General features: G+C 44.9%; 20 protein-coding genes and 2 tRNA genes. 15 read left to right on the top strand and 7 right to left on the bottom strand.

The features are described 5' to 3' along the window. Positions 1-105 precede the first annotated feature (105 nt). From AC3B4V_RS00940 to AC3B4V_RS00960, 5 genes are all read left to right on the top strand, one after another. Positions 106-1869 (top strand): two-component system sensor histidine kinase NtrB, encoded by a 1764-nt coding sequence (locus AC3B4V_RS00940; RefSeq protein ID WP_488377545.1) that lies wholly within the window; start codon positions 106-108, stop codon positions 1867-1869. After that, positions 1866-2819 carry a sugar ABC transporter substrate-binding protein gene (locus AC3B4V_RS00945; protein WP_064300314.1) on the top strand — a complete coding sequence of 318 codons (954 nt, stop codon included), beginning with the start codon at positions 1866-1868 and terminating at the stop codon, positions 2817-2819. Before AC3B4V_RS00940 ends, AC3B4V_RS00945 begins: the two co-directional genes overlap by 4 nt. Positions 2820-2866: 47 nt before the next feature. After that, a complete protein-coding gene (locus tag AC3B4V_RS00950) occupies positions 2867-4219 on the top strand; it encodes a DEAD/DEAH box helicase (protein ID WP_064300313.1) in 1353 nt (450 codons plus the stop codon). A 98-nt stretch (positions 4220-4317) separates the two neighbouring features. Continuing rightward, the gene (locus AC3B4V_RS00955; protein ID WP_058712880.1) at positions 4318-5220 is read left to right on the top strand and encodes a deoxyribonuclease IV; all 903 of its coding nucleotides are present in this window, start codon (positions 4318-4320) and stop codon (positions 5218-5220) included. A 20-nt stretch (positions 5221-5240) separates the two neighbouring features. Continuing rightward, positions 5241-5858: a hypothetical protein gene (locus tag AC3B4V_RS00960; RefSeq protein WP_488377546.1), complete on the top strand. Its 618-nt coding sequence runs from the start codon at positions 5241-5243 to the stop codon at positions 5856-5858. Positions 5859-5977: 119 nt separating this feature from the next. Here AC3B4V_RS00960 and AC3B4V_RS00965 read toward each other — a convergent pair whose 3' ends face one another. The 3 genes from AC3B4V_RS00965 to AC3B4V_RS00975 form a co-directional block, all read right to left on the bottom strand. Continuing rightward, complete coding sequence (locus AC3B4V_RS00965) at positions 5978-6148, bottom strand: XapX domain-containing protein (protein ID WP_023467523.1); 171 nt, start codon at positions 6146-6148, stop codon at positions 5978-5980. Between the two features lie 65 nt (positions 6149-6213). Then, positions 6214-8367 carry an RNA degradosome polyphosphate kinase gene (locus AC3B4V_RS00970; protein WP_488377547.1) on the bottom strand — a complete coding sequence of 718 codons (2154 nt, stop codon included), beginning with the start codon at positions 8365-8367 and terminating at the stop codon, positions 6214-6216. Beyond that, positions 8364-9902, bottom strand: a complete 1539-nt coding sequence (locus AC3B4V_RS00975) for a Ppx/GppA phosphatase family protein (RefSeq protein ID WP_488377548.1) — start codon at positions 9900-9902, stop codon at positions 8364-8366. Before AC3B4V_RS00975 ends, AC3B4V_RS00970 begins: the two co-directional genes overlap by 4 nt. 215 nt (positions 9903-10117) lie before the next feature. On the opposite strand from AC3B4V_RS00975, the gene AC3B4V_RS00980 reads away from it, so the two are divergent. The 5 genes from AC3B4V_RS00980 to AC3B4V_RS01000 all read left to right on the top strand — a co-directional run bounded on the left by AC3B4V_RS00980 (position 10118) and on the right by AC3B4V_RS01000 (position 15659). Beyond that, complete coding sequence (locus tag AC3B4V_RS00980; RefSeq protein WP_023467526.1) at positions 10118-10885, top strand: metal ABC transporter ATP-binding protein; 768 nt, start codon at positions 10118-10120, stop codon at positions 10883-10885. Continuing rightward, complete coding sequence (locus AC3B4V_RS00985; protein ID WP_064300309.1) at positions 10882-11751, top strand: metal ABC transporter permease; 870 nt, start codon at positions 10882-10884, stop codon at positions 11749-11751. The genes AC3B4V_RS00980 and AC3B4V_RS00985 overlap by 4 nt, the downstream gene beginning before the upstream one ends. After that, positions 11723-12154: a Fur family transcriptional regulator gene (locus AC3B4V_RS00990; RefSeq protein WP_023467528.1), complete on the top strand. Its 432-nt coding sequence runs from the start codon at positions 11723-11725 to the stop codon at positions 12152-12154. Before AC3B4V_RS00985 ends, AC3B4V_RS00990 begins: the two co-directional genes overlap by 29 nt. Positions 12155-12246: 92 nt before the next feature. Beyond that, positions 12247-13677 carry an NAD(P)H-hydrate dehydratase gene (locus AC3B4V_RS00995; protein ID WP_488377549.1) on the top strand — a complete coding sequence of 477 codons (1431 nt, stop codon included), beginning with the start codon at positions 12247-12249 and terminating at the stop codon, positions 13675-13677. Between the two features lie 152 nt (positions 13678-13829). Beyond that, positions 13830-15659, top strand: a complete 1830-nt coding sequence (locus AC3B4V_RS01000; RefSeq protein ID WP_488377550.1) for an EAL domain-containing protein — start codon at positions 13830-13832, stop codon at positions 15657-15659. A gap of 55 nt (positions 15660-15714) precedes the next feature. On the opposite strand, the gene AC3B4V_RS01005 is transcribed toward AC3B4V_RS01000, so the two are convergent. The 4 genes from AC3B4V_RS01005 to AC3B4V_RS01020 form a co-directional block, all read right to left on the bottom strand. Then, positions 15715-16797: a GGDEF domain-containing protein gene (locus tag AC3B4V_RS01005; protein ID WP_488377551.1), complete on the bottom strand. Its 1083-nt coding sequence runs from the start codon at positions 16795-16797 to the stop codon at positions 15715-15717. 97 nt (positions 16798-16894) lie between these two features. Continuing rightward, positions 16895-17464 carry a 5' nucleotidase, NT5C type gene (locus tag AC3B4V_RS01010; RefSeq protein ID WP_231884699.1) on the bottom strand — a complete coding sequence of 190 codons (570 nt, stop codon included), beginning with the start codon at positions 17462-17464 and terminating at the stop codon, positions 16895-16897. Between the two features lie 99 nt (positions 17465-17563). After that, entirely contained in the window at positions 17564-18673 is a 1110-nt protein-coding gene (gene ispG, locus AC3B4V_RS01015) for a flavodoxin-dependent (E)-4-hydroxy-3-methylbut-2-enyl-diphosphate synthase (RefSeq protein WP_023467533.1), read from the bottom strand. 167 nt (positions 18674-18840) lie between these two features. After that, positions 18841-19326, bottom strand: coding sequence for a hypothetical protein (locus AC3B4V_RS01020; protein ID WP_488377552.1), 486 nt, complete (start codon positions 19324-19326; stop codon positions 18841-18843). A gap of 207 nt (positions 19327-19533) precedes the next feature. On the opposite strand from AC3B4V_RS01020, the gene AC3B4V_RS01025 reads away from it, so the two are divergent. The 5 genes from AC3B4V_RS01025 to AC3B4V_RS01045 all read left to right on the top strand — a co-directional run bounded on the left by AC3B4V_RS01025 (position 19534) and on the right by AC3B4V_RS01045 (position 23742). After that, entirely contained in the window at positions 19534-21177 is a 1644-nt protein-coding gene (locus AC3B4V_RS01025) for a Na/Pi cotransporter family protein (protein WP_488377553.1), read from the top strand. Between the two features lie 128 nt (positions 21178-21305). After that, positions 21306-21379 (top strand) — tRNA-Met (locus AC3B4V_RS01030). Between the two features lie 11 nt (positions 21380-21390). Further along, a tRNA-Ile gene (locus AC3B4V_RS01035) sits at positions 21391-21464 on the top strand. Between the two features lie 115 nt (positions 21465-21579). Next, positions 21580-23040 (top strand): alpha-amylase, encoded by a 1461-nt coding sequence (locus tag AC3B4V_RS01040; protein ID WP_023467536.1) that lies wholly within the window; start codon positions 21580-21582, stop codon positions 23038-23040. Positions 23041-23133: 93 nt separating this feature from the next. Further along, positions 23134-23742: a superoxide dismutase gene (locus AC3B4V_RS01045; protein ID WP_064300301.1), complete on the top strand. Its 609-nt coding sequence runs from the start codon at positions 23134-23136 to the stop codon at positions 23740-23742. Positions 23743-23784 lie beyond the last annotated feature (42 nt).

Here is a 23784-nt window from a genome sequence, read left to right on the forward strand (position 1 = left end):
GAGTGTACCATTGATTGAAGCTGAATGAAAATAGAGGAGTCTGTTTCATCTATAGAACATGCTATACTAATGAAGTTGTCAATTATTCAAAAGGGAGGCGAAGGGATGGAGTCTAAGAAAATGATGCGGTCGTATTTTTTTCAAATCACCGCTGTCTTATTCATCCTGATTTGTCTTGTCATTTCAGCGCTTGCCTTCACTGCGGATCGGGTCACGATTTCCCGGGTCGAGCAACAAACAGAGAAACAAAGCGAGAAGAGTGTCGAGGTCTCAGGAAATGCGATTCGCGACAATATTGGGAATCTGCATGAAGAGATCATGAGCTTGCAGTTGAATGTCAAAAACCCCGACAAGCTGAAACAAAAAATTGAAGAATCGAATCTATTAGACATCGATACAGGATTTAAGAGTTTCTTCTACTTTGATCGACAGACGAAGCAAGTCACTTGGTTCTCAAGTGAGGATCGACGTATAGAAAACAGTACGATCCTAAAAGACGATGAATTCTTGCAAACGTTGACGAGTACGGACTTTCATATGAGTAAGCTGTATACGATGGAATCAGATGCTGTCACCTATATGTTCGTTCCGGTTCGAGACGGCAATGAACGCGTCGGTGTCTTTGGTGGTGGGTTAAGTGTCATGAACTCGATCGTTTTTCGGAATTCGCTTGAATCATTTGACGATCAGACGATCGCCTACCTGTTCAATAGCAAAAAAGAATTATTAGCCACATCCAGTAATCTGGTACCGGATGAAGAGCGCTTATTATCAAAAAGTGTCATTGATCGCGCTTTTCAGTCGGTAGAACCTTCTGAGATTTTTAGTACGAACCAAGACATGTATTACTTCGCGAAAGATTTGAAGGTGACGGATTGGAAGATTCTCGTTCGAACGCCACGAAGCGTCTTTTATGAACCAGTTTACACGACACGGCAACAGTATTTGATCATCGCTGCCTTGACGCTCGTCCTCAGTCTGATCGTCGGCTATTTGATGTCAAAACAATTGACAGCACCGATGCTTGAACTTGTGAAGAAGATCGAGAAAAGCAGCTCACCCAAACCGATTGTTCTCGAGCGTGCCGGATCAAACGAAGTCAAGACACTCGTTGCTGCCTATAACGAGTACGCTCAACGGATGGAAAATGCGCGCCTTGAGCAGTTGAGTCAACAACAAACGATGTTACATCAAGAAAAATTAGCATCACTCGGTCAACTAGCAGCAGGAATTGCCCACGAAATCCGCAATCCACTAACACCAGTCAAGATGACGTTACAGTTGTTAGCAGCAGAAAAGGATCGTGATCCAGAAATGTTGATTCTCGCCTTATCGGAACTGGATCGAGCAAATGGCATGATTCAAACGATGCTTGATTTATCGAAAGGCGAAAACAACGCACTTCAAAAAACGACGATTGATATGAATGATTTAATGAAGAAGCTGACATATATCTTAGAAGCGGAAGCTCATCATTACGAAGCGGACTGCAAGATTTATACACCTTCCTTCATGCCAAATATTTATGCATCAGAAGAGGGGATTTTGCAGATTTTAGCAAACTGTGTTCGAAATGCCCTTCAAGCTGTCGCGTTTAAAGGACCGGATGGAATCTGTCATCTGCATGTCCACGTTTATCCAGAAGAAGTCGTCTTCATTGTTCAGGATAATGGGGTAGGGATGGATGGAAATCAGATTGATCATGTCGGTCAAGCGTTCAAGACATCAAAAGTCGATGGCAATGGACTTGGACTCTTCATGTCGAAGCAAATCGTTCGTGATCATAAAGGCAAGATGATCTTTGATAGTAAGCCGGGTGTCGGTACGACGATTCAAGTCCACTTACCTCGAAAGGAGCAAACGGAATGAAATTCAATAAGGCCTGGTTATTCGTCCTGATTGTTTGGATTTCATCCGTGTTGTTCATTTCCAATTTATTCGTCAATCCGGATCCGAGTCCACGCCGTCATCTCGTCGGCTTCACGATCGTCAATGATAAACATGAATTTGCGCAACGGCTCGTCGATGCGTTTAAGACACAAGCCAAACTGAATAAATACGAAGCAGTCGTCGCGACGTCTCATAATTCACGCATCAATGAACGCGAGCAAATTCAAGAGTTCATTCGAATGAAGGTAGATGCAATCTTCGTGACGACGCTTGATGATGTCTATATTGCTAGTACGTTAGAAGAGGCAGCTCGTGCTGGGATTCCGGTCTTCGCGATCGATCGATTGATTCGCTCCGATGCAGTTGTCAGTTCGATTACCTCGAATAACCAATTGATCGGGGAACAGCTTGCCTCATTCATCAAACACGAACGCATCAAGCAGACGGGACGAGCTACGGCCGACATCATTGAAGTCGCAGGTACGGCAAACGTCAATACGACGAATGAACGACACCGGGGATTTTTGACTGGTCTTGAGCGTGAGCCGGAACTTGAAATCGTCGAATCCGTGAATGGGGATTACGACCCAGTCACTTCAGAAAAGGTCATGACACAGGTCATTGAGTCAGGAATTCCGTTTGATGCCGTCTATTGTCACAATGACGATATTGCGCTAGGTGTCCTCGAAGCATTGAAAAAAGCAGGGATCAAAGGAAAAATAATTGTCGGCATAGACGGGAATCGTGCTATATTAGAAGCTGTTGACATGAAATCGATGGATGCGACGGTCGTCCAGAGTGCTGATGAGATGATGAAAGTCGCCTTCAGTGCATTGAAGCTTCATACGAAAAACAAAAAGATTCCAACTCGTTTTTATACGTACTCCTATCTGTATGACGGTAGTAGACCCATAACCATGTTGAACTAATCGAGAGGCAGAAGCCTCAGCAAATAAGGAAAGGACGGTGTCAATTCATGAATGGATTCAGCCATTATCAATTACACCCGTTCGTCATCGAAGCACTCGATGACGCCCGCATCACAAAACCGACCGACATTCAGTCGCGGATCATCCCAGCTGCAGTAAAGGGACGCGATATCATCGGTCAATCACAAACAGGAACAGGAAAAACGTTATCGTTCCTTCTTCCAATCGTTCAAAACGTCGATCCAAAGCTTCAAGAATTACAAGCAATCATCGTTGCTCCAACGCGCGAACTTGCTTGGCAAATTCATGAAGAACTGAAATCGTTACTCGTGAAGGAACCAGACTTCATCAAGACGAGTCTTATTACAGGTGGAATGGATCGCGAACGTCAAATCGGTCGTGTGAAAGTCTCACCTCAAATCGTTATCGGAACACCGGGACGTATTTTAGACCTATTCAAAGAACAGGCTTTAAAACCGCATTTCGTGAAGCACTACGTTATCGATGAAGCGGATCAAATGCTCGACATGGGCTTCTTGCCAGAAGTTGACCGGATTGCGCAAGCTCTTCCAGAACAGCTTCAGATGATGGTCTTCTCAGCAACGATTCCTGAGAAATTGCAACCGTTCTTGAAAAAATACATGAACAACCCGCGTTATGCGCATGTGGATCCAAAACAACAGACAGCGAAGAAAATCGTTCACCATACGATTCCGGTCAAGCATCGTGAGCGCTCACAATTGACGTTGAAAGTCGCGAAAGCGCTGAATCCGTATATTTGTCTAATCTTTACGAATACAAAAGCAGAAGCAATCGAAGTCGAAGCTTTGTTCCTAGAAGCAGGACTGAACGTTGGTTCCCTTCACGGAGATCTTCCGGCACGTCGTCGTAAACAAGCCATCAAAGAAATCAACGATGCGAAGTATCAATACGTCATCGTGACGGATCTTGCAGCACGCGGAATTGATATTTCAGGTGTCTCGCACGTCATCAACCACGGTATTCCAAAAGATTTAGACTTCTACGTCCACCGTGTCGGTCGGACAGGTCGCGTCGATCAAGATGGATTGGCATATACACTGTTTGAAGATCACGAGAACGGTATGATCAATCGCTTAGAGGATCGTGGCATTCAATTCACGAACGTTGATGTCAAAGGCAGTCAAATCGTCGAGGTTAAAGAACGTCGTCGTGCGAAGCCGCATATGAAAACTGCTGTCTCGAAGACAGCGCATAGCCGTCTGTCAGGTGAAGCAGCAAAAGCGAAAAAACGCGTTAAACCAGGTTATAAGAAGAAGCATCAATATAAGCTGAAAGAAACAGCAAAACGTGAACGCATCAAAGAACAACGTGGTGTCGGTCGCGCGCAACGTAAAGAAAACGCACGCAAATCAAAATAATTCCATTGATGACACCCGTGAAATGAAAAAACATTTTTCGGGTGTCTTGTTGTTTTTAAGATTTGGTACACTGTAAAAAGAGAAAGGTGGAAAAGAACATGAAAATAGGTTCACACGTCTCCGTTTCGGGGAAAAAAATGCTGTTAGGTGCAAGTGAGGAAGCGGCATCTTACGGTGCAACGACGATGATGGTCTATACAGGAGCACCTCAAAATACACGCCGTAAGCCGATGGAAGAGTTACGGATTCAAGAAGCATTGCAACATATGAGTGCTAATGGAATAGAGGAAATCGTCGTGCATGCGCCGTATATCATTAACTTAGGGAATACGACGAAACCCGAGACATTCGAACTCGCCGTTTCGTTTTTAGCAGCAGAAATTAAACGAGCAGAAGCGCTTGAAAAGGCGCAACACATCGTATTACATCCTGGTGCGCATGTCGGTGCTGGGGAAGAAATCGGAATCAAACGGATTGTCGAAGGACTCAATGAAGTACTGACAGGTGACGAACAGGTCAAGATCGCGCTTGAGACGATGGCTGGAAAAGGATCGGAAATCGGAAAAACCTTCGAGGAACTTGCTCAAATCATCGAAGGCGTCACACATCATGATCGTCTGTCCGTCTGTCTCGATACATGTCACGTGCATGATGCAGGATACGATATCGTGCACGACTTAGATGGTGTTCTTGAGCAATTCGACCGGATCGTTGGACTGGATCGTCTTGGTGTCATCCATGTGAATGACTCAAAGAATATCCGTGGTGCGCGAAAGGACCGTCATGAAAATATTGGTTTTGGTGAGATTGGATTTGATGCCTTACATCGCGTCGTGCATCATCCTGCTCTGGCACATTTACCGAAAATCTTAGAGACGCCATACATCGGTCTCGATCCAAAGAAAAAAGTGGCACCGTATAAACAAGAAATCGATATGTTACGTTCGGGTGCGTTTGATGCAGACTGGCGTCTACCGATTCTAGGAGCACCGGTCGAATAACTCATAAAGGGGTGTCTGTGATGTGTCATATACTCGTCGTTGATGAGACTAGTTTTGCGATACGAAAAGCTGTTGTCCACTACTATGAAACAAAGGAACCGTTTTATTTGCCGGCAGAACTGGTAGAGGGAGAAGAGGTGTTTCTTGCGACGACTGACGGTATCATGGCGTATGCTGAAGCCTTGTTCACCGAGTATACGACACGTCCAGAAGATCCATTTTGGTTGACGAATGCTGACGACTCGGAAGGGTCATATGTGTGCCTTGATCTCATCAGTGTGGATTTACGTCATCCCTTACTTGGACGACCACTCGATCAACTTGGTCTTAAAACTGGACCGGTCGAAGGCGTGTTTCGCACGCGTCTGCTTGATTCATGGCAGTATGGGTATTTCGAAACGGATGTACTGACACTCGAACAATCTAAACAACGTCGAATCGAGCGCTTCAAGGAGCGAAATCATCTGGAACAAGTCGCGCGTCAATGTATGCATTGTGAGGAGTCTAGGCAGTCGTTACTGGAATGGCATTTGACACCAGAAGGATATCAGACAGTTTGCCCGACCTGTCACCGGTGGTTACATCAACAGATGCTTCATGCGGTGGATACGGCAGCGGCAACGGAAGAGAGTGAGTAAAATCTTTTCCTATTCAAGCAAAGCTCCCGCGACTGACATTTAATCATTAAAACCTTAAAAAGAATCAAAAACAGTTCTCTTTTCTGCGCTGGCAACAAAGAGAACTGTTTTTGTTTGGATTAGAAAAAGCGTTCTACTAAAAATAGATAGATTTTCATCCCAAGGAAGACACCGAAGATTCCGACGACGGCTGGAAAAACGGGTGGGGCAGGAATCGGCAGTTTCAGTGCGGTAAACACGACGCCGCAGATGACGCCGGCGAGAAGGGATAATAAGATTTGCTGAAGCATACATTTCGTCCTTTCTGCTGTAAATCAGCATGTGTAGTAGAGTACGTGGTAAAACATTACCAGAATCATGTAGCATTTTGATCAAGAATGACTTTGTCCTCCTTCTTTTCAATCGTGATCCACTTTTGTGTCAATGGAGCTGTAAAACTAGGTTTTTGTTTTAGTTTGCCGCTCGTATAGTCTTGAATCAGTAGCTGGGATTCACAGCTCTGTTTTCCATCCTTCACGTAATGATAGGATCCATCGGCTGCCTGCTCACGCGACTTTACATTATCAGCCAGGGCGAGGGCGAGGCAATCCTTTAAATACTCCTTATGTTCTTCGTCCATGATCGGGAACAAGATTTCAATTCGTTTTCGCATGTTGCGTGTCATCCAGTCTGCGCTTGATCCATACATCAAATCCTGACCGTTGTGATGGAAGTAGAAGATGCGTGAATGCTCCAAGTAACGATCGACGATCGAGATGACGCGAATGTTCTCCGAAACATCTGGAATACCAGGACGCAGACAACAGACGCCCCGAACGATTAGTTCGACTTGGACACCAGCGCGCGATGCCTTGTAAAGCCGTAAAATGATGTCTTTTTCCGTTAGACTATTCATCTTGGCGACGATTCGACCGTTTCCGTGTTTTTTATGATGATGAATCTCTTCATCAATCAAGGACAGGAACTTCTCAAGCATCGCGTTCGGTGAAGTTTGGATGACGTTCCATTCCGGCTGTTCCCCGTATCCGGATAACCAATTGAAGAAGTTCGTCGCATCTTCGGCGATCTCTTCCCGAGCGGTTAATAATCCGACGTCCGTGTATAGTTTCGCCGTCGAATCATTATAGTTGCCGGTACCAAGATGGACGAAACGCTGAATCTTGCCTTCGTGGAGTCGAACGACGAGCGTGATCTTTGAGTGGGTCTTTAAATCACTATATCCGTAAATGACATGAGCGCCGGCCTTCTCCAGTTGCTTCGCCCACTCGATGTTCTTTGCCTCGTCGAATCGAGCCTTCAGTTCAACGAGAACGGTGACCTGTTTCCCGTTCTCCGCTGCCGTTTTTAAGGCCTTGATGATTGGAGAATCACCAGATACACGATAAAGTGTTTGTTTGATGGCAAGGACGTTCGGATCATTCGCCGCTTGGACGATGAACCGGACGATCGGATCAAACGTATGATACGGATGATGCAAGAGATAATCGCGTTCCAGTAATTGATTGAACAGATTTTTTGAACTATCGAGTGCTGGTGGGTCGACTGGCATGATTGTCTGATAGATCAAATGATCATATTCAATACCGATTTGACTGTAGAAGGCAAAGGAGAACGTCAAATCAATCGGACCATCGACGGCAAAGATGTCGCGTTCCTGTAAATCGAGTACATCGCGCAACATGTTGAGCAGTTCGGTATTGATGGCAGCTTTTTGAACTTCGAGTCGAATCGCGACTCCCCAACGCCGTTTTTTTAATTCTTTCTCAATCAGCTTTAATAAGTCATGCGTACCTTCCTCATGAAACGGAAGGTCGGCATTCCGCGTAATCCGAAACGGCATGGCAGACAACACACGATAGCCTTTGAATAGACTATCGATGAAGGCGATGATGACGTCTTCGAGTAAGATGACAGCCGTCGTCTCATCATCTTCTACCGGTAAATCGACGAATCTCGGTAAGACAGCAGGTACTTGTACGAGCGCTAAATTCCGTTTCGTCCCGTCTTCTGCCTCGAGTACCGTTGCGATGTTAAGTGATTTTGACGAGAGCATCGGGAACGGACGATAGGCATCGACGGCAACGGGGGTGAGTACCGGAAAGACTTGTTCACGGAAAAAGGTTTTTACATAGGTCGTCTGTTCTGAAGTCAGAGCGTCGTATTTCAAGAATGTAATGCCTTCATCGGATAACGTCTGATTAATTGCTTGAAATGCTTCGTATTGCCGATCGACTAACTCTTTTGTTTTCGCTGCGATTGCACGTAACTGTTGTTTGGGTGTCATCTGTTGTTTATTTTCTGGTTTATTGAATCCGGCGAGTACTTCATCCTTTAAACCACCGACCCGTACCATATAGAATTCGTCTAGATTGGAACTAAAGATACCGAGAAACTTAAAACGTTCCATTAACGGATTGCGTGTGTCAAACGCTTCATCCAGTACACGTTTATTGAACTGGAGCCAGCTGAGTTCACGATTATTGAAATGTTCCGGTATGTCGAGCTTCATGAAGGAAGATCTCCTTTCGTTTCGAAGGTAATCGTACAATCAATGATTCGTTCCAGGTGTTTCTTTTGTTTTTCCGCCTTTTCGACTTCGAATCCATAATCATGATCGCCTGTATCGAGGACAAACTGGAGTTGATCCTTTTGAAGGAATAGCTCCAAGTGATCGACGGCTTTTCGCTCCGTCACGTCGAGCGCATGACTTAATTTGAGGAGAGATCCAAGTAGGTCGAAGCGATCCAGCGATTTTTCCGTAAACCAGTCCTTAAAAGGTTTTGCAAGCTGGTTCATCCGCTTGGCAGAAGAATAGGAACTGACGAGCGAGAGAGCAACGCGATCCTTGTGCGTCATGCCATTCAGTTCGGTATTCGTCAACAGGTAGAACGTCTGGTCCGATCGTGTATCTGGATTAATGTATTGTCCACAATAAAATAAGCGGCTTGCTGAATCGAGCAGTCGTAGATCAGACGCGCGTTCTGAAATCAAGTCGAGCGCGACGAGCTGCCGGTACATCGATTTGGCGAGTGTTCCAATATATGACGCACGATCTCGATTGACCTTATAGTCGCTTTCGAGCTGATAAAGACTTTGCTCACGTACGTTTTCAATCCGACGGTATGCTTCGTCCTGCACATCGAACTCGTAAACAAGACCTTCACGAAGACCGAGATTACTCATGACGAATTCTTCCGCTTCGATGTGATGGGCTAACTCTTGAATCGCAATCAATGCCGGCAGAAAGATATCAATTCGATCTTTTGATAGTCCTTCGATTTTCGATAGTTGTTTCGCCGACTTTCCTTCGAGATCGTCGACCATCTTCGCAAGTTCTTTCGCTTTGATTTGATATTGGTGAACACTTCGTAAGGGATAGTCCTGATTCGACTGATGGATCCGAACGAAATTTCGGGCAGAACCACCGACACCAATTAAAGGAAGCTTTTTGTCACTCAGCCATGGAATCGATTCGAATTGTTCCCGTAGGAATTTCACCAATTTCTTCTTATCACTGGCACTTAGTGTCTCATCGGAAACGAATTGCCGTGTCAAGGTGACGGCACCAAATGGAAAGCTGTGATACGCGACCATTTCACGATTCTCAATCAAGGTGACCTCCATGGAACCACCACCGATATCAACGGAAAATCCATCTTCAAGGAAGGTCGAATTGATGATGGCAAAATAGCCATAGTATGCTTCTTGTTCATCTGTCAGAACCTGAATGGAAAAAGGCGTGTTTTCTGTAACGGATTCAACGATGGCATCTCGGTTCGTTGCATTACGGATCGCTGCTGTCGCGACACAGATCGTTTCTTCGACCTCATGGGTGACGCCAACTTCATAAAAACGATGTAATGTTTCTTCGAGTAAGGCAATGCCTTCACCATCGAGTGCTCCATCCTCATTGATGTGAGCAGATAACCGGGCGACGACTTTAATATTAATCTTCTCGATATAGCGACCAGAAGCGATCGGATGGAAGATGACATAACGAATCGAGTTGGAACCGATATCGATGACTGCAAGTTCTTGTTTCAAATGACTCCGACTCCTCTCTGCGATGCGTGCACTAAAAGAATTCCCTCTCTGAACAAGCCGGAAACAGCTAGCTTCTGTCTTTATTGTACCTTGAATGTTTTCCAAGGAGGATAGGAAGTTGCTAGAGTTGCACCAATAATTGGCGGGCGCTATAATAAGACAGTTGATTAAGGCGTAATTATTCCGTTTTACGAAAACGGAAGGAGTGAAAATAAATGGAAACACCAATCATCGAGATTGATCAAGTCAGCTATGATTACCCGGATCGTCGGGTATTGAATCAAGTCTCGTTTCAGGTCGAGCAAGGACAATTTTTAGCCATCGTCGGAGAAAATGGATCCGGAAAATCGACACTGATCAAATGTATATTAGGGTTATTGCAACCGAAAGGAACGATTCGTTTATTTGGACAATCCCAATCACAATTCAATGAATGGTGGCGAATCAGCTATGTTTCGCAAAAAGCGGCAGCGTTCAACTCCGGTTTTCCGGTAACTGTTGCAGAAGTCGTTGAGATGGGACTGTACGCCAAAAAAGGACTCTTTCGTCGCTTGTCTCGAGACGATCGAGACAAAGTACGAACGGCCCTCGAAACGGTCGGCATGTGGGAGCGACGCGATTCAAAAGTCGGCGACCTATCCGGTGGTCAACAACAACGTGTCTTCATCGCACGTGCGCTCGTCAATGATCCGGATTTAATGATCTTAGATGAACCAACTGTCGGTGTCGATCAGCGATACGTCAAAGAATTTTATGAAATATTAGAAGAACTTCGTCGAGATAAGCGCCGGACATTCGTTCTTGTCACGCATGATATCCACTTCGTCAGTAAACTTGTCACGGATGTGATCCATCTGGTCGATGGACGTTTAGGGTGTAACTGTGGCATCAAAGAATACTGGGAACTAGATGAACAAACGATTCGCTCCCTCTATCCGGTTCCGGGACGTGTCCTCGTTCATGAAGGGAAGAGTGTCCAATGATTGAAGCGTTCATGACGTTAAAGTTTTTACAGTACGCTTTGGTGGCTGCCATTCTGATCGGATTCACGGCACCATTGATTGGTTCGTTCGTTGTTGTCCGGCGGATGAGTCTGATCGCAGATGCACTATCACACGTCACGCTGGCCGGAATTGCGCTCAGTCTATTGATTTCTGGAATGGTCGCACAATTAGCGGACTTAAATCCACTGTATTTAGGAATCGTGACATCGGTCATCGCGGCACTGACGATTGATTGGTTGCGTGCAAAGTACAAGCACTTCCAAGAACTCGCAATCCCGATCATCATGGCGACGGGAATGGGGCTTGGGGCAACATTCATCAGTCTCGCGAACGGCTTTTCAATGGATCTCGTCTCTTTCTTGTTTGGAACGGTCTCGGCTGTCGCCTTGACGGATGTATATACGATTCTTATCGTGACGGTCGTTGTCGTCATCTTCGTCTTTGCTTTTTATAAGGAATTGTTGTTCCTCTCCTTTGACGAGGAGCAGGCGCGCGTTTCCGGGATTCGCCTTCGCTTAGTGCATATTCTCTTTATGATCGTCGTTGCGCTTGTCATTGCGATCAGTATGCGAATCGTTGGGATTTTGCTCGTCTCAAGCTTAATCACGTTACCGGTTGCGGCAGCACTTCGAATTGCGAAGAGTTTTAAGGCGACGATCTTTTTAGCTATCATATTTGGTGAGGTTGCGACAGTACTCGGACTCATCCTGGCCTATCAGTTCGATTTGGCACCAGGTGGAATGATCGTCTTGCTTGCGGTACTTGAGCTGATCATCGTGATGCTGTTGGAACGTTTTTGGATAGGAGGGAAAACACATGAAGACGAACATCGAACAAGCGCGTGAACGCATGAAGGCTTCCGGATTTAAAATGACACCGAAGCGTCTCGATTTGCTATCGTATCTGTTTGAAGTGAATCGTTATGTCAGTGCGCGGGAAGTAGCAGAAGCTCTTCGAACGTCTCATCCTTCGTTAAGTTATGATACAATCTATCGAAACTTAAATGACTTTTCGGAAATCGACTTATTAGAAGTGACGGAATTAGATGGTGAGATGAAATACCGAGCAGCTTGTGCTTCAGGACACCATCATCATCATTTGATATGCCGAATCTGCGGCAAGACGGAAACATTAAATGTCTGTCCGATGGAATGGGTTTCTCCAGTCCAAGAGACTGGTTTTGAAGTCGAGGATCATAAGTTCGAAATTTATGGACGCTGTGCGAATTGTCAACGCATGACATCTTAAATAAAAGAGGATGCCCAGTCGGGCGTCCTTTTTTTGTTTTAGAAGACTAGTCCTGTTCAAAACGGGAATAGTCGAACAGAGGTGATGAGAAGATGATTTATGATACACAAGAAGCGCGACAAATCGATGAATGGGCACGGACGTCCGGACTGCCACTTGAAGTGCTGATGGAACGAGCCGGAAGTCACATCGCAACACGGATCAAGGAGCGTCATAGGAAGACGGAGCGAATCTTGATTTTATGTGGGACAGGCAATAACGGTGGGGATGGGTATGTCATTGGACGCGAATTGATACGCGACGGATTTGATGTCACACTGCATGCACCATTTGGGGAGAATCGTTCGGATACATCCATTGTCCATGTTCATTATGCAGAGGCGTTTGGACTCGTGACTGAACAACCGTGTGGTCAATATGATGTCATTCTAGATGCCTTATATGGAACGGGATTTGATCCAAAGCGGATGAATCAGGTGTTCGAAGCGCAATGTGAATTCGTATCGGAACAAAAGCAACAAGGGGCACGTATCTATGCAGTAGATGTTCCAAGCGGTGTACCGACGGATCACGCAACGGAATTTAAGGAGACAGCGATTCGAGCAGACGTGACCTTCCAATTGCATGCAATGAAACGATCTGCCTTTTTAATACGAACAGCACCGTTTTATGGCGAATCAGAAACGGTTGATATCGGATTGCCGACATTTGGTGAATGGCGCGTATCACCTAAGGGTGTGACCACCTTGTTCAAGCGGGAGCCATACGGGCATAAAGGGACGTACGGGACAGCGCTTTTGATTGGTGGAAGTGAGACGATGCCGGGTTCCATCCAACTCGCGACACGGGCAGCCTTACGAACAGGAGTTGGTAAACTACAAGTGGCAACGACGGCACTTGCGAAACATGGAATCATCGTCCAAGCGCCGGAAGCGATGGTCATTGATCAGACGTTACCAGCAATTCAGGAGATGCTCCCCTCCATCTCAGCAGTTGGAATCGGTCCCGGATTATCGCAAGAGGCAGTCGAAACATGGGTAGACTATCTGCTTGAGAGTGATTTGCCGGTTGTATTAGATGCTGCAGCTCTAGTAAAAGAAAGTTATCCTGAACGAACCGCGCCAATCATCGTCACACCGCATATCGGTGAATTCGCCCGGATGACGAACCAGAGTGTCGCAAGTATTCAAGATGATCTTTTTGGTCAGGCAACCGACTATGCCATCTTGCATCAAGTAACTGTCGTCTTGAAGTCCCATGTCATCTTAATCGCGAAACCGGATGGAGGCGGATTCGTCGTCTCTGATGCATCAAGTGGTCTCGCCAAAGGAGGAAGTGGGGATACGCTGTTTGGTATATTAACCAGCCTTCTTGCACAACATCCAACAGGAGATATCGAAAGAACACTGGCGTTAGGAGCGGAGTGGTATGCACGTGCTTCTCGACAAGTCGAACGACACATGCATCCGAGCAGCTTGCTAGCAACGGATGTCATCGAGGAGTTAGGAAGAGTCAAGCTATAAAAACATCAATTTGAAAGAAAAGTCTTCCACGATACGTATGAGGGAAGACTTTTCTTTTTAGGAAAGAATTGACACATTCCATTTGACAGGAGTATCATCAAGCGATGTCGAAACCTTTATACGGAAAATCAGACGGAAAGGAGGGGGAAAGCATGGAGGATATCGTTCGGAAACAACAATGGTGGATTGGGAATTTTGCCTTATTCATGATGTTCGTTGGCGCTTTGATCATTTATACGACGACAGAAGAGACAATTAAGAATGCGTATTTGAGTCGTTCTGTCATCATTTCATTTTTAATCGTCATGGGTCTATTTATTTTTTATATGAGTCGACGCAAAATGGAAACCGTTTTGCAAACGCACTTATTGTCTTTGATGTTGCTCGTCGTTCCGATTACATCGATTAGCTTTTTACCTTATGCAGCTGTTACCGTTTGGGCAAGTAGCTTTTTGTTTTTGATGATCGCTTTAATCTCGTATCAACGAATCATGATGTGGTACGCCATCGCGATTACCATTGCAACTAGTTTGTATGTCATGTGGAATGCCGATACCGTGACGGTAGAAATTGATCCGACGGACCATTACGGACGGATTGGCATGATTGTGATTGGCGTATCGATTGCGCTTGTCATCAATCACTTGCATATTCGCAATTTAAATCGGTTAAATGACCTTGCGATACAATTACACGATACGGCGCGACGTGATGAAGAAACAGGTGTCTTGAATCGCCAAGGATTAAACGAAATTGATTTTCCAAGACCTGAACAACAGCTCATTTTTGTCGGGATTCATTTAGAAAACTACTATGAGCTGGCACGTTATTTTGGAGAAGATATTCAGTTACAAGTACTACGCGCCTGTATCGAGCGACTCAAGAGACAACTACCTCCTTATCAAGCTTTTGCTCGGATTGAAGCAGGGACGTTATTGATCGTCATGGAAAAGCCGGACGAGGTGGCATGTAAGGAAGCGATGGAAGAATTGAGCCAAGAAATCTCTGTACCATACGAAATCGAGGGGCATCATGTCTATGTCAACATATCCATCGTCATTGATAATGGCGAAGGGGCGACCAATAATCGAAAGCGTCGGGTGCAGCAATTATTGACTGCCTTACAAGAAGCAGCGCAACAAAACGAACGTGTGATGTGTATTGACAAAGAATGGCGTAAGGATCAAGAATTACGAGTCAAAGCAGCACAATCCCTAGCCCAAGCGAATATCGAAACGGATTTTCATCTAGTTTATCAATTACAATACGATGTTCAATCAGAGCAATTCATTGGTCTTGAGGCCTTAGTTCGCTGGAAGACCCCGTTACAAGGAGCTGATCGACCATCCGTATTCATTCCGATTGCTGAAAAAAGTGATTTAATCATTCGTCTAGGAGAATGGATTTTTGAGGAAAGCTGTAAGACGCGCAAAGCATTGGTCGATCTGGTTCCAGACGAGTTTACGTTATCTGTCAACGTATCACCACGCCAGTTGACGAGTGATTCGTTCATGCCGTTCATCGAACGAACGCTACTGAAGTATGCCTTAAAACCGCAACAGATAAAAATTGAAATCACAGAGAGTCAGTCACTTGATTTCGAGAGCCAATCGATTCATCGAGCACTCAAACGAATCAAAACGCTCGATTTCCCGTTGTCACTCGATGATTTCGGAACCGGTCATGCGTCCTATCATGTTCTCGAGCGTTTGTTACCGTTACGTCAATTAAAGATTCCAAAGCAATTCATCGAACAAATCGGTGAATCGGAGAAACGACAATCCATCCTCGAGTCGATTTTTCAACTGAGCCAGTCGATGCATGTCGAATGTATCGTCGAAGGAGTTGAGACAGGAGAAGAAGTACGCATTGCCAAGGAAATCGGCATTCATCTATTCCAAGGTTATTTCTTTGCTAAGCCGGTATCACTTGAAGAAATCATCTGTCTACTGCAAAAAACGAATGAAGGAACGGTCCGTTGACCAACAAAAGCCACTTCAGTCCGAATCGCTCGGAGGAAAAGTGGCTTTTTAGTATTCATTCTGATCGATACAGGCGATACTGATTTCGTCCTTGTACTTTTGCTTCGTACAAAGCGCTATCCGCTTGCTTAAATACTGTTTCAGCTGGTTGTTGATGAGCATAAGCAATTCCTGCGGATACCGTAATGGATACGGCATGATCTTGCATGACGAACGGTGTTTGCTGAACGGCTGTTACGATTGTTTCAGCTAGGACGACAGGAGGATGCCGTTCAATGTCTGGAACGATGACGATGAATTCTTCACCACCATATCGACCGACCGTAACGGGTGCCGGACAATACTCGTTCAATAAGATTGAAAAGTGGCGCAAGACAGCGTCTCCGATCGCGTGACCATGTGTATCATTTACATTCTTAAAGTGATCCAAATCAAACAAGATGACTCCCCAAGAATCTGTACTCTTTTCGAGCGTCGTGACTTTTTCTAAAATGACATGGCGATTCGCGAGCCGCGTCAATTGATCGGTCGAAGCAAGGTAGGATTGATAAGAATAAAGAACAAAATGTTGCTGAAGGAGTGAAGACAAACGATAAAACAAAAGAGCTCCACCAATCGTTAAAATGAAATATGGAATATAAATCGTTCCCCAGGCATCCGCTGGGGAGTTACTCATAATCAATCGCGAGAGTACGAGTAGGGAACCGACTGTGACGATGGCAGAAAAGAAGTACCCTTGCCGTTTGATGAATCGACGACAAATAAAAGAAAGTACTAGAAATCCAAGTAGTGTGATGACGGAACTAAACAGAGCGTCTAGTGAATCTCCGCTATCAATCACGAATCGGTAGATCAAGAGCATCAATCCTGTCACGGCAATACTGATATTACCACCGAACAAAGCGGACAAAGCGAGAGGTAATAACCGTAAATCAATCAATGCTCCATCTAAGTCGATTGCATTATGCATAAGTAGAATGCCAGTCAGACCATTGGAAAGTCCGAAATAGAGACGAGTAGATATTTTTGAGTCAGGTTGAATTGGCAAACGATCACGAAGTAGGTAAAAGGTGAACGTAGAAACGAGAAAAATAATACAGATATTAATAAAAAAGATATTCACTGTCGCAAGCATCATGAAGCCCTTTCTATATCAAAGTTTCAATCTATCGTCATTGTAGGACATCAAGTCGTGCAATGACATAAAAATGGAAAAAACAGCCTAATCGGCTGTTTTAACGAATCGGTGCAAATTTTTGAATCTCTTGAACGGCCTCATTCCATGAAGCGACACGAATGACATTATTCGGTACGGCTTTACGGTTATAAGGTGCGTCGAACAAGATTACAGGAATCGATGTGTCTTCTGCGATCTGCACAGCATTCTCTAATCGATCTTCCATGAATAAATCGAGTGATAAATCACGAACGACTTGTACTTTGTCGTGTGATCCCGTCATGATCAAGGAATCAAGAGGAAGTTCGTGTTGTTTGATCCACTCTTCTGTTACAGGACGAACGAGCTCCGATCGTGCTGTTACGTAATGGAGGTCATATTGCTTCCGCAAATTCCATAAGTGGTGGCGAACATGTTCTTGAGGGATGGATTCACGATAAATGCCGGTCTCGTGACCGGAGTTCACCATGTAGTCCCAAAATTCGATTTGATTCATATCGGTGTACGTATGCAATTCATACTCGGACGCCTGATTGAAGTCAATCGACGTTCCGAGATATTTATTCATGTAAGTGAAGCAAGAGGATGGATGTGTGATCGTTCCATCAATGTCAATTCCAATTTTCATTTACAGTCACCCACGTTCTAAAAATTTTTCTTCACTTAGTATAACATAGTCGAAATCGAGATACGAAAAAAGACTCCTCGCGAGGGAGGAGTCTTCAACTTATGCATGGTTCGCTTTTTCGGCTTCTTTTTCAGCCTGTTTTTCGAGAACGATCGCATCGATCTCTTTCTTCAATTCTTCGACCATCGTTGCTTCCGGTACTTTACGGATGATTTCTCCGTGACGGAATAACAATCCTTCGTTTCGTGCACCAGCGATACCGATATCAGCTTCACGTGCTTCACCAGGACCGTTGACCGCACATCCGAGAACCGCAACTTTGATGTTCGCTTGGATGTTTTCGATATAGTCTTCGATTTCTGCAGCGATTGACATTAAATCGATTTCGATCCGACCACATGTTGGACATGAGATCAATGTCGCTGCGTTCGCTGCGAGACCAAATGATTTCAAGACTTCTTTTGCGACTTTTACTTCTTCGACAGGGTCCGCTGAAAGAGATACACGAACTGTATTTCCGATTCCGCGTGACAAGATCGCGCCAAGTCCCGCTGCTGATTTTAATGAACCAGAGCGAAGTGGGCCAGATTCCGTAATCCCGACGTGAAGTGGATAGTCGAATGATTCAGAAGCGAGCTGATACGCTTCAAGCGCCAACTGTACGTCTGATGCCTTAAGCGAGACGATGATATCATGGAAGTCGAGATCTTCGAGAATCTTAATGTGGTGCAAAGCACTCTCGACCATACCACGAGCAGTTGGGTAGCCATATTTTTCAAGAATATGCTTTTCAAGTGAACCGGCGTTTACCCCGATCCGGATTGGGATGTTTTTCGCTTTTGCTGCTGTAACGACGGCTTCGACCTTTTCGCGGCGACCGATGTTACCCGGGTTGATCCGGATTTTATCGACGCCAGCTTCGATTGCCATAAGCGCAAGTTTATAGTTGAAGTGGATGTCTACGACAAGCGGAATGTTAATTCGGCTTTTGATTTCTGCAAGTGCGAGCGCATCACGTTCTTCTGGACAAGCGACGCGGACGATTTGGCAACCAGCTTCTTCAAGGCGTAGGATTTCAGCGACTGTCGCTTCGACGTCGTGTGTTTTAGTTGTCGTCATACTTTGGATGATGACTTCATTATTTCCACCAATGACAAGGTCCCCTACACGAACGGGACGAGTCTTAGAGCGATGGACCATTTTCGGCATATCGAAAATCTCCTTTTGTGGCATACCGCCATATTGTTTATGTTTACCTTTTCTATCATATCGAACTATTCCCTAAAAATCGAGAAACAAGAACGAAAATTGAACATTTACAATTGTTTAATGAAAGAAGGGCGTCCGTCAATCCGTCGGACGCCTGATTTTTATACTCATTGAGGTTTACGTGAAGAACGCGGCTTCGAGGAACGGGCAATCCATAATGGCACTAATGTGTAGACGAAGTGTCCGATTACGAGTATCCCGATTCCGAAGCGAGGATAATCAAGTTGGTATAGAAGCATACCGATTGGGAAAGACCAGAGGTTCGTTGCGACTGTATAAGGAAACGTTTGGCGATATGCCCACGGACGGGGAAGTAACAATCGGACAAACCCTTTTGTTAGATACGCCATAAACAATACGTAAAGTAATACAGCGATTGCGATAAAGATGAAATGAAGGATGAACCAGACGACGATCGGAATGTTTTTTTGTAAAAAGAAGGAATCAATGACCGTCGTCCAAAATGAAATCCAAGCTAATCCACAAAAATAAAGGGAAACATCTGCCAAACGAAGACGCAAAAACGGACGATTTGGAATTAAGGAAGTTTGTAAGTAATTAATCAGTTGACGTAAAAATGACAAGTAAATCACTCTTTCTAATGTTTTATAACAGATTTAAATTATTTGATTTGTGTTGGTAATAAAGGCTTTTTGTGTAATGATACAGATTAATAAAAGCTTAACAAACGGATATCGAAAAAACTATTTACAAGTTCACTAGACCTTTACATAATGGGGGAGTTGAGAAAATAAACTTTACAAACACATCAATCCACATGAAATAAAGGAGCTGGCAAGATGAACTATGATTTGCAGGAAATGATTTTCACCTTCATCGGTGGACTCGGGATTTTCCTATTCGGTATTAAGTATATGGGAGATGGGCTCCAAAAAACAGCCGGAGACCGATTACGTTACATCCTCGATAAATATACGACGAATCCACTATTAGGTATTTTAGCAGGTATCGTCGTCACGATTTTAATTCAGTCGTCGTCAGGGACGACCGTCATCGTCGTCGGTCTCGTTAGTGCGGGTCTGATGAATTTAAGACAGGCAATCGGAGTCGTCATGGGGGCAAATATCGGAACAACGATTACCGCCTTCATCATCGGCTTTAACGTCAAGGAAGCTGCGCTTCCAGCGATCGCAATTGGTGCTTTCTTAATCTTCTTCTTCAATAAAGAACGGGTTCAATACATTGGACAGATTTTCTTTGGCTTCGGTGCATTGTTCTATGGTCTCACATTGATGGGCGACGGAATGGCTCCACTCGAGTCAAGTGTCTGGTTCCGTGAGTTGACTGTATCGATGTCGGATAACCCATTGCTTGGTGTATTCGTCGGAACGATCTTTACTGTTCTCGTCCAATCGTCTTCTGCGACGATCGGTATCTTACAAGAGTTGTATGCTGGTGGCATGATCGATATCAAAGCAGCACTTCCGGTCTTGTTCGGTGATAACATCGGAACGACGATCACAGCAGTACTTGCAGCACTTGGTGCGTCGATTGCAGCTAAACGGACAGCGGCAGCACACGTCATCTTCAATATTATCGGAACGATTTTATTCTTGATTGCTTTACCGATCTTCTCAAGCTTCATTACGTGGATCACGGGTACGCTTGATTTAGGTCCAAAGATGCAAATCGCCTTTGCACACGGAACATTCAACGTCGTCAATACGTTGATTCAATGTTGGTTCATTGCACAAATCGCATGGTTGGTACAAAAAATCGTACCGGGAACGGATACGACGATTGATTCAAAACCGCGTCATCTGGATCAAAATATCTTGAACCAATCTTCGGCACTTGCATTAAATCATGCAAAACTCGAAGTATTGCGAATGGGAGAATTCTCGAAAGACGCCCTTGCAAAAGCGCACCGTTACACGCAATCGCATGATAAGAAAGATGTATCGGAATCACAACAGATTGAATATGCAATCAACCACTTGAACACAGAAGTCACGAATTACCTTGTCAAAGTAGCGGCACATGATTTATCAGAACGAGAATCAAATGATCATTCGTTATTGATGCATGCCGTCAATGATTTTGAACGAATCGGTGACCACGTCGAAAACATCGTTGAATTGGTCGATTTCCAAATCGTCAACCGAATTCAGTTCACATCAGCTGCGAAGCAAGAGCTTGATGACATGTACGCCTTAACGCAAGAAATCGTCGATTGTGCTGTTCGCGCTGTCGAAGAGGATGATGTCACACGAGCTCGTAAGGTTCTGGAACTCGAAGGCAAACTTGATGCACTCGAACGTTCATTCCGGAAGCATCATGTCCTTCGTGTTAACGCTGGCGAATGTACGGGACAAGCAGGAATGATTTTCGTCGATCTCTTGTCGAACCTCGAACGAATTGGCGATCACGCTGTCAACATCACGGATCTCGTCCTTGAACAGCGGACGGCTTTAACGAACTAAGTGAAATACGATTTTCTTATAACAGCTGATTTCAAAAATATGAAATCAGCTGTTTATTTTTTTGAAATAGCATATTGACAAGTTTCGCCACATCTCGTAATCTAGTAAGAGTAAGAAACATACATCATGGCGGTGTAGCTCAGCTGGCTAGAGCGTACGGTTCATACCCGTGAGGTCGTGGGTTCGACTCCCTCCGCCGCTACTATTACTTAAGGACCCTTAGCTCAGCTGGTTAGAGCTGACGGCTCATAACCGTCCGGTCGCAGGTTCGAGCCCTGCAGGGTCCATTCAGTAGAACGCTTCTCGTTGAAAAACGGGAAGCGTTTATTTTTGTTCCCCGGGGAATAGTAAAGATATTGTAATAATATTCATACTATAGTAACTAAGGGAGAGCGAAGAGAGATGGAACGTAACCATACGATGATGCAGTTTTTTGAGTGGCATGTAGAGAATGATGGGAAGCACTGGCAACGCTTGAAAGAGCGGGCGCCTGAATTACGTGCTGCCGGCATCACGTCCGTGTGGATTCCACCGGCGTCAAAAGGTCAATCAGATGAGGATACAGGATATGGCATCTATGACGTCTATGATTTAGGCGAATTTGATCAAAAAGGAACGGTCCGTACGAAATACGGTACGAAAGATGAACTCGTCGAAGCGATCCAGGTTGCTCGTGAGAACGATATCGCTGTTTACGCTGATGTCGTCATGAACCATAAAGCAGCAGCCGATGAACTCGAGACGATCAATGTCGTCGAGGTCCATCCAGAAGATCGTTCGAAAGAAATTTCAGAAGAGTTTGAAATCGAAGCTTGGACGAAGTTTACGTTCCCAGGACGTAACGGAAAATATTCAGATTTCATCTGGACACATGAATTTTTCAATGGAACGGATTTTGATGCCCGTGAAGAAAAGACGGGTGTCTTTAAAATTTCCGGTAAAAATAAAGATTGGAATGATCAAGTAGATGATGAATTCGGAAACTATGACTATTTGATGTTCGCGAACATCGATTATAATCACCCGGAAGTCCGAGAAGAAATGATCCGCTGGGGACATTGGTTCCAAGAAACAATTGATTGCCAAGGTTTCCGACTTGATGCCATCAAACATATCAACTATGAATTCGTTCATGAATTCGCAAAATCAATGATTGAAAAAAGTGAAGGTGATTTCTATATGGTCGGCGAGTTCTGGAAATCAGATCTCGATGATTGTCGTCATTTCCTCGATAGCGTCGACTATACGATCGATTTGTTCGATGTTCCGCTTCATTACAAGTTCCATGAAGCTTCGAAGCAGGGACAAGACTTTGATATGACGACGTTGTTTGCGGACACCCTTGTCGAATCACACCCGACGAATGCCGTCACGTTCGTCGACAATCACGATTCTCAACCGGGGGAATCACTTGAGTCGTGGGTGGATGACTGGTTCAAACAACACGCTTACGCGGCGATTTTACTTCGTAAAGACGGTTACCCATGTGTCTTCTACGGTGACTATTATGGAGTGCAAGGACCACATCCGGTAGAAGGAAAAAAAGAAATGATCGATGCTTTACTCTATGCACGGTATCACAAAGCATATGGTGAGCAAGAAGATTATCTCGATGATCCTCATTGTGTCGGTTGGGTTCGCCGTGGAGTTGAGGAAATCGAGAACTCTGGCTGCGCGGTCTTATTGTCGAATGCCGATATGTGTGAAAAACGGATGTTCGTCGGTGAAGAACGTGCAGGTCAAGAATGGTTCGACTATACGAACCATCAAGATCACCCTGTCGTGATCGACGATGAAGGATTTGGTGTCTTCCCGGTTCCAGGTGGTGGTGTCTCAGTTTTTGCTCCGCGAGAAGTCGAGTAAATCCGAGGGTCTTGACTTGCGTCAACACAGGTTCTTTTGCTAGTCTTAAAGGGTATTGAAGTTTTCGAAAATAGCACAAAGGGGGACATGAACATGTCAAAATTTGAATTACCAGAACTCGGCTACGCTTATGATGCGCTTGAGCCACATATCGATGCTCGTACGATGGAGATTCACCACACGAAACACCACAACACGTATGTCACGAACGTGAATGCGGCGCTTGAGGGTACAGAACATGAAGGAAAGTCACTTGAAGAACTTCTTCAAAACTTGGATGCTCTCCCAGCAAACATTCAAACTGCAGTCCGTAACAACGGTGGCGGTCACTGGAACCACTCATTCTTCTGGAAACTGTTGAAGAAGAACGACGGTGCTGCTCCAACAGGCGAACTCGCGACAGCAATCGACGAAGCATTCGGATCATTCGATGCATTCAAAGATGCATTCGCGAAAGCAGCAACAACTCGTTTTGGTTCAGGTTGGGCTTGGTTAATCGTTGACGGTGGAAAATTGGCGGTCGTTTCGACACCAAACCAAGATACACCAGTCATGGAAGGCAAAACACCAATCCTCGGTCTTGATGTTTGGGAACATGCATACTATCTCAACTATCAAAACCGTCGTCCTGATTACATCAATGCGTTCTTCAACGTCGTTGATTGGGATCACGTAGCGAAGCTTTACGCTGACGCGAAGTAATGTGAAAACGAGCGTATCGTTCAATTGTGAACGATACGCTTT

This window comes from Exiguobacterium sp. E17S, from assembly GCF_057772545.1.

Excerpts from the sequence above, each read along its gene's own strand:
- AC3B4V_RS00940 (WP_488377545.1), top strand. The coding sequence starts at position 106 with ATGGAGTCTAAGAAAATGATGCGGTCGTATTTTTTTCAAATCACCGCT.
- AC3B4V_RS00945 (WP_064300314.1), top strand. The coding sequence starts at position 1,866 with ATGAAATTCAATAAGGCCTGGTTATTCGTCCTGATTGTTTGGATTTCA.
- AC3B4V_RS00950 (WP_064300313.1), top strand. The coding sequence starts at position 2,867 with ATGAATGGATTCAGCCATTATCAATTACACCCGTTCGTCATCGAAGCA.
- AC3B4V_RS00955 (WP_058712880.1), top strand. The coding sequence starts at position 4,318 with ATGAAAATAGGTTCACACGTCTCCGTTTCGGGGAAAAAAATGCTGTTA.
- AC3B4V_RS00960 (WP_488377546.1), top strand. The coding sequence starts at position 5,241 with ATGTGTCATATACTCGTCGTTGATGAGACTAGTTTTGCGATACGAAAA.
- AC3B4V_RS00965 (WP_023467523.1), bottom strand. The coding sequence starts at position 6,148 with ATGCTTCAGCAAATCTTATTATCCCTTCTCGCCGGCGTCATCTGCGGC.
- AC3B4V_RS00970 (WP_488377547.1), bottom strand. The coding sequence starts at position 8,367 with ATGAAGCTCGACATACCGGAACATTTCAATAATCGTGAACTCAGCTGG.
- AC3B4V_RS00980 (WP_023467526.1), top strand. The coding sequence starts at position 10,118 with ATGGAAACACCAATCATCGAGATTGATCAAGTCAGCTATGATTACCCG.
- AC3B4V_RS00985 (WP_064300309.1), top strand. The coding sequence starts at position 10,882 with ATGATTGAAGCGTTCATGACGTTAAAGTTTTTACAGTACGCTTTGGTG.
- AC3B4V_RS00990 (WP_023467528.1), top strand. The coding sequence starts at position 11,723 with ATGAAGACGAACATCGAACAAGCGCGTGAACGCATGAAGGCTTCCGGA.
- AC3B4V_RS00995 (WP_488377549.1), top strand. The coding sequence starts at position 12,247 with ATGATTTATGATACACAAGAAGCGCGACAAATCGATGAATGGGCACGG.
- AC3B4V_RS01000 (WP_488377550.1), top strand. The coding sequence starts at position 13,830 with ATGGAGGATATCGTTCGGAAACAACAATGGTGGATTGGGAATTTTGCC.
- AC3B4V_RS01005 (WP_488377551.1), bottom strand. The coding sequence starts at position 16,797 with ATGATGCTTGCGACAGTGAATATCTTTTTTATTAATATCTGTATTATT.
- AC3B4V_RS01010 (WP_231884699.1), bottom strand. The coding sequence starts at position 17,464 with ATGAAAATTGGAATTGACATTGATGGAACGATCACACATCCATCCTCT.
- ispG (WP_023467533.1), bottom strand. The coding sequence starts at position 18,673 with ATGCCGAAAATGGTCCATCGCTCTAAGACTCGTCCCGTTCGTGTAGGG.
- AC3B4V_RS01025 (WP_488377553.1), top strand. The coding sequence starts at position 19,534 with ATGAACTATGATTTGCAGGAAATGATTTTCACCTTCATCGGTGGACTC.
- AC3B4V_RS01040 (WP_023467536.1), top strand. The coding sequence starts at position 21,580 with ATGGAACGTAACCATACGATGATGCAGTTTTTTGAGTGGCATGTAGAG.
- AC3B4V_RS01045 (WP_064300301.1), top strand. The coding sequence starts at position 23,134 with ATGTCAAAATTTGAATTACCAGAACTCGGCTACGCTTATGATGCGCTT.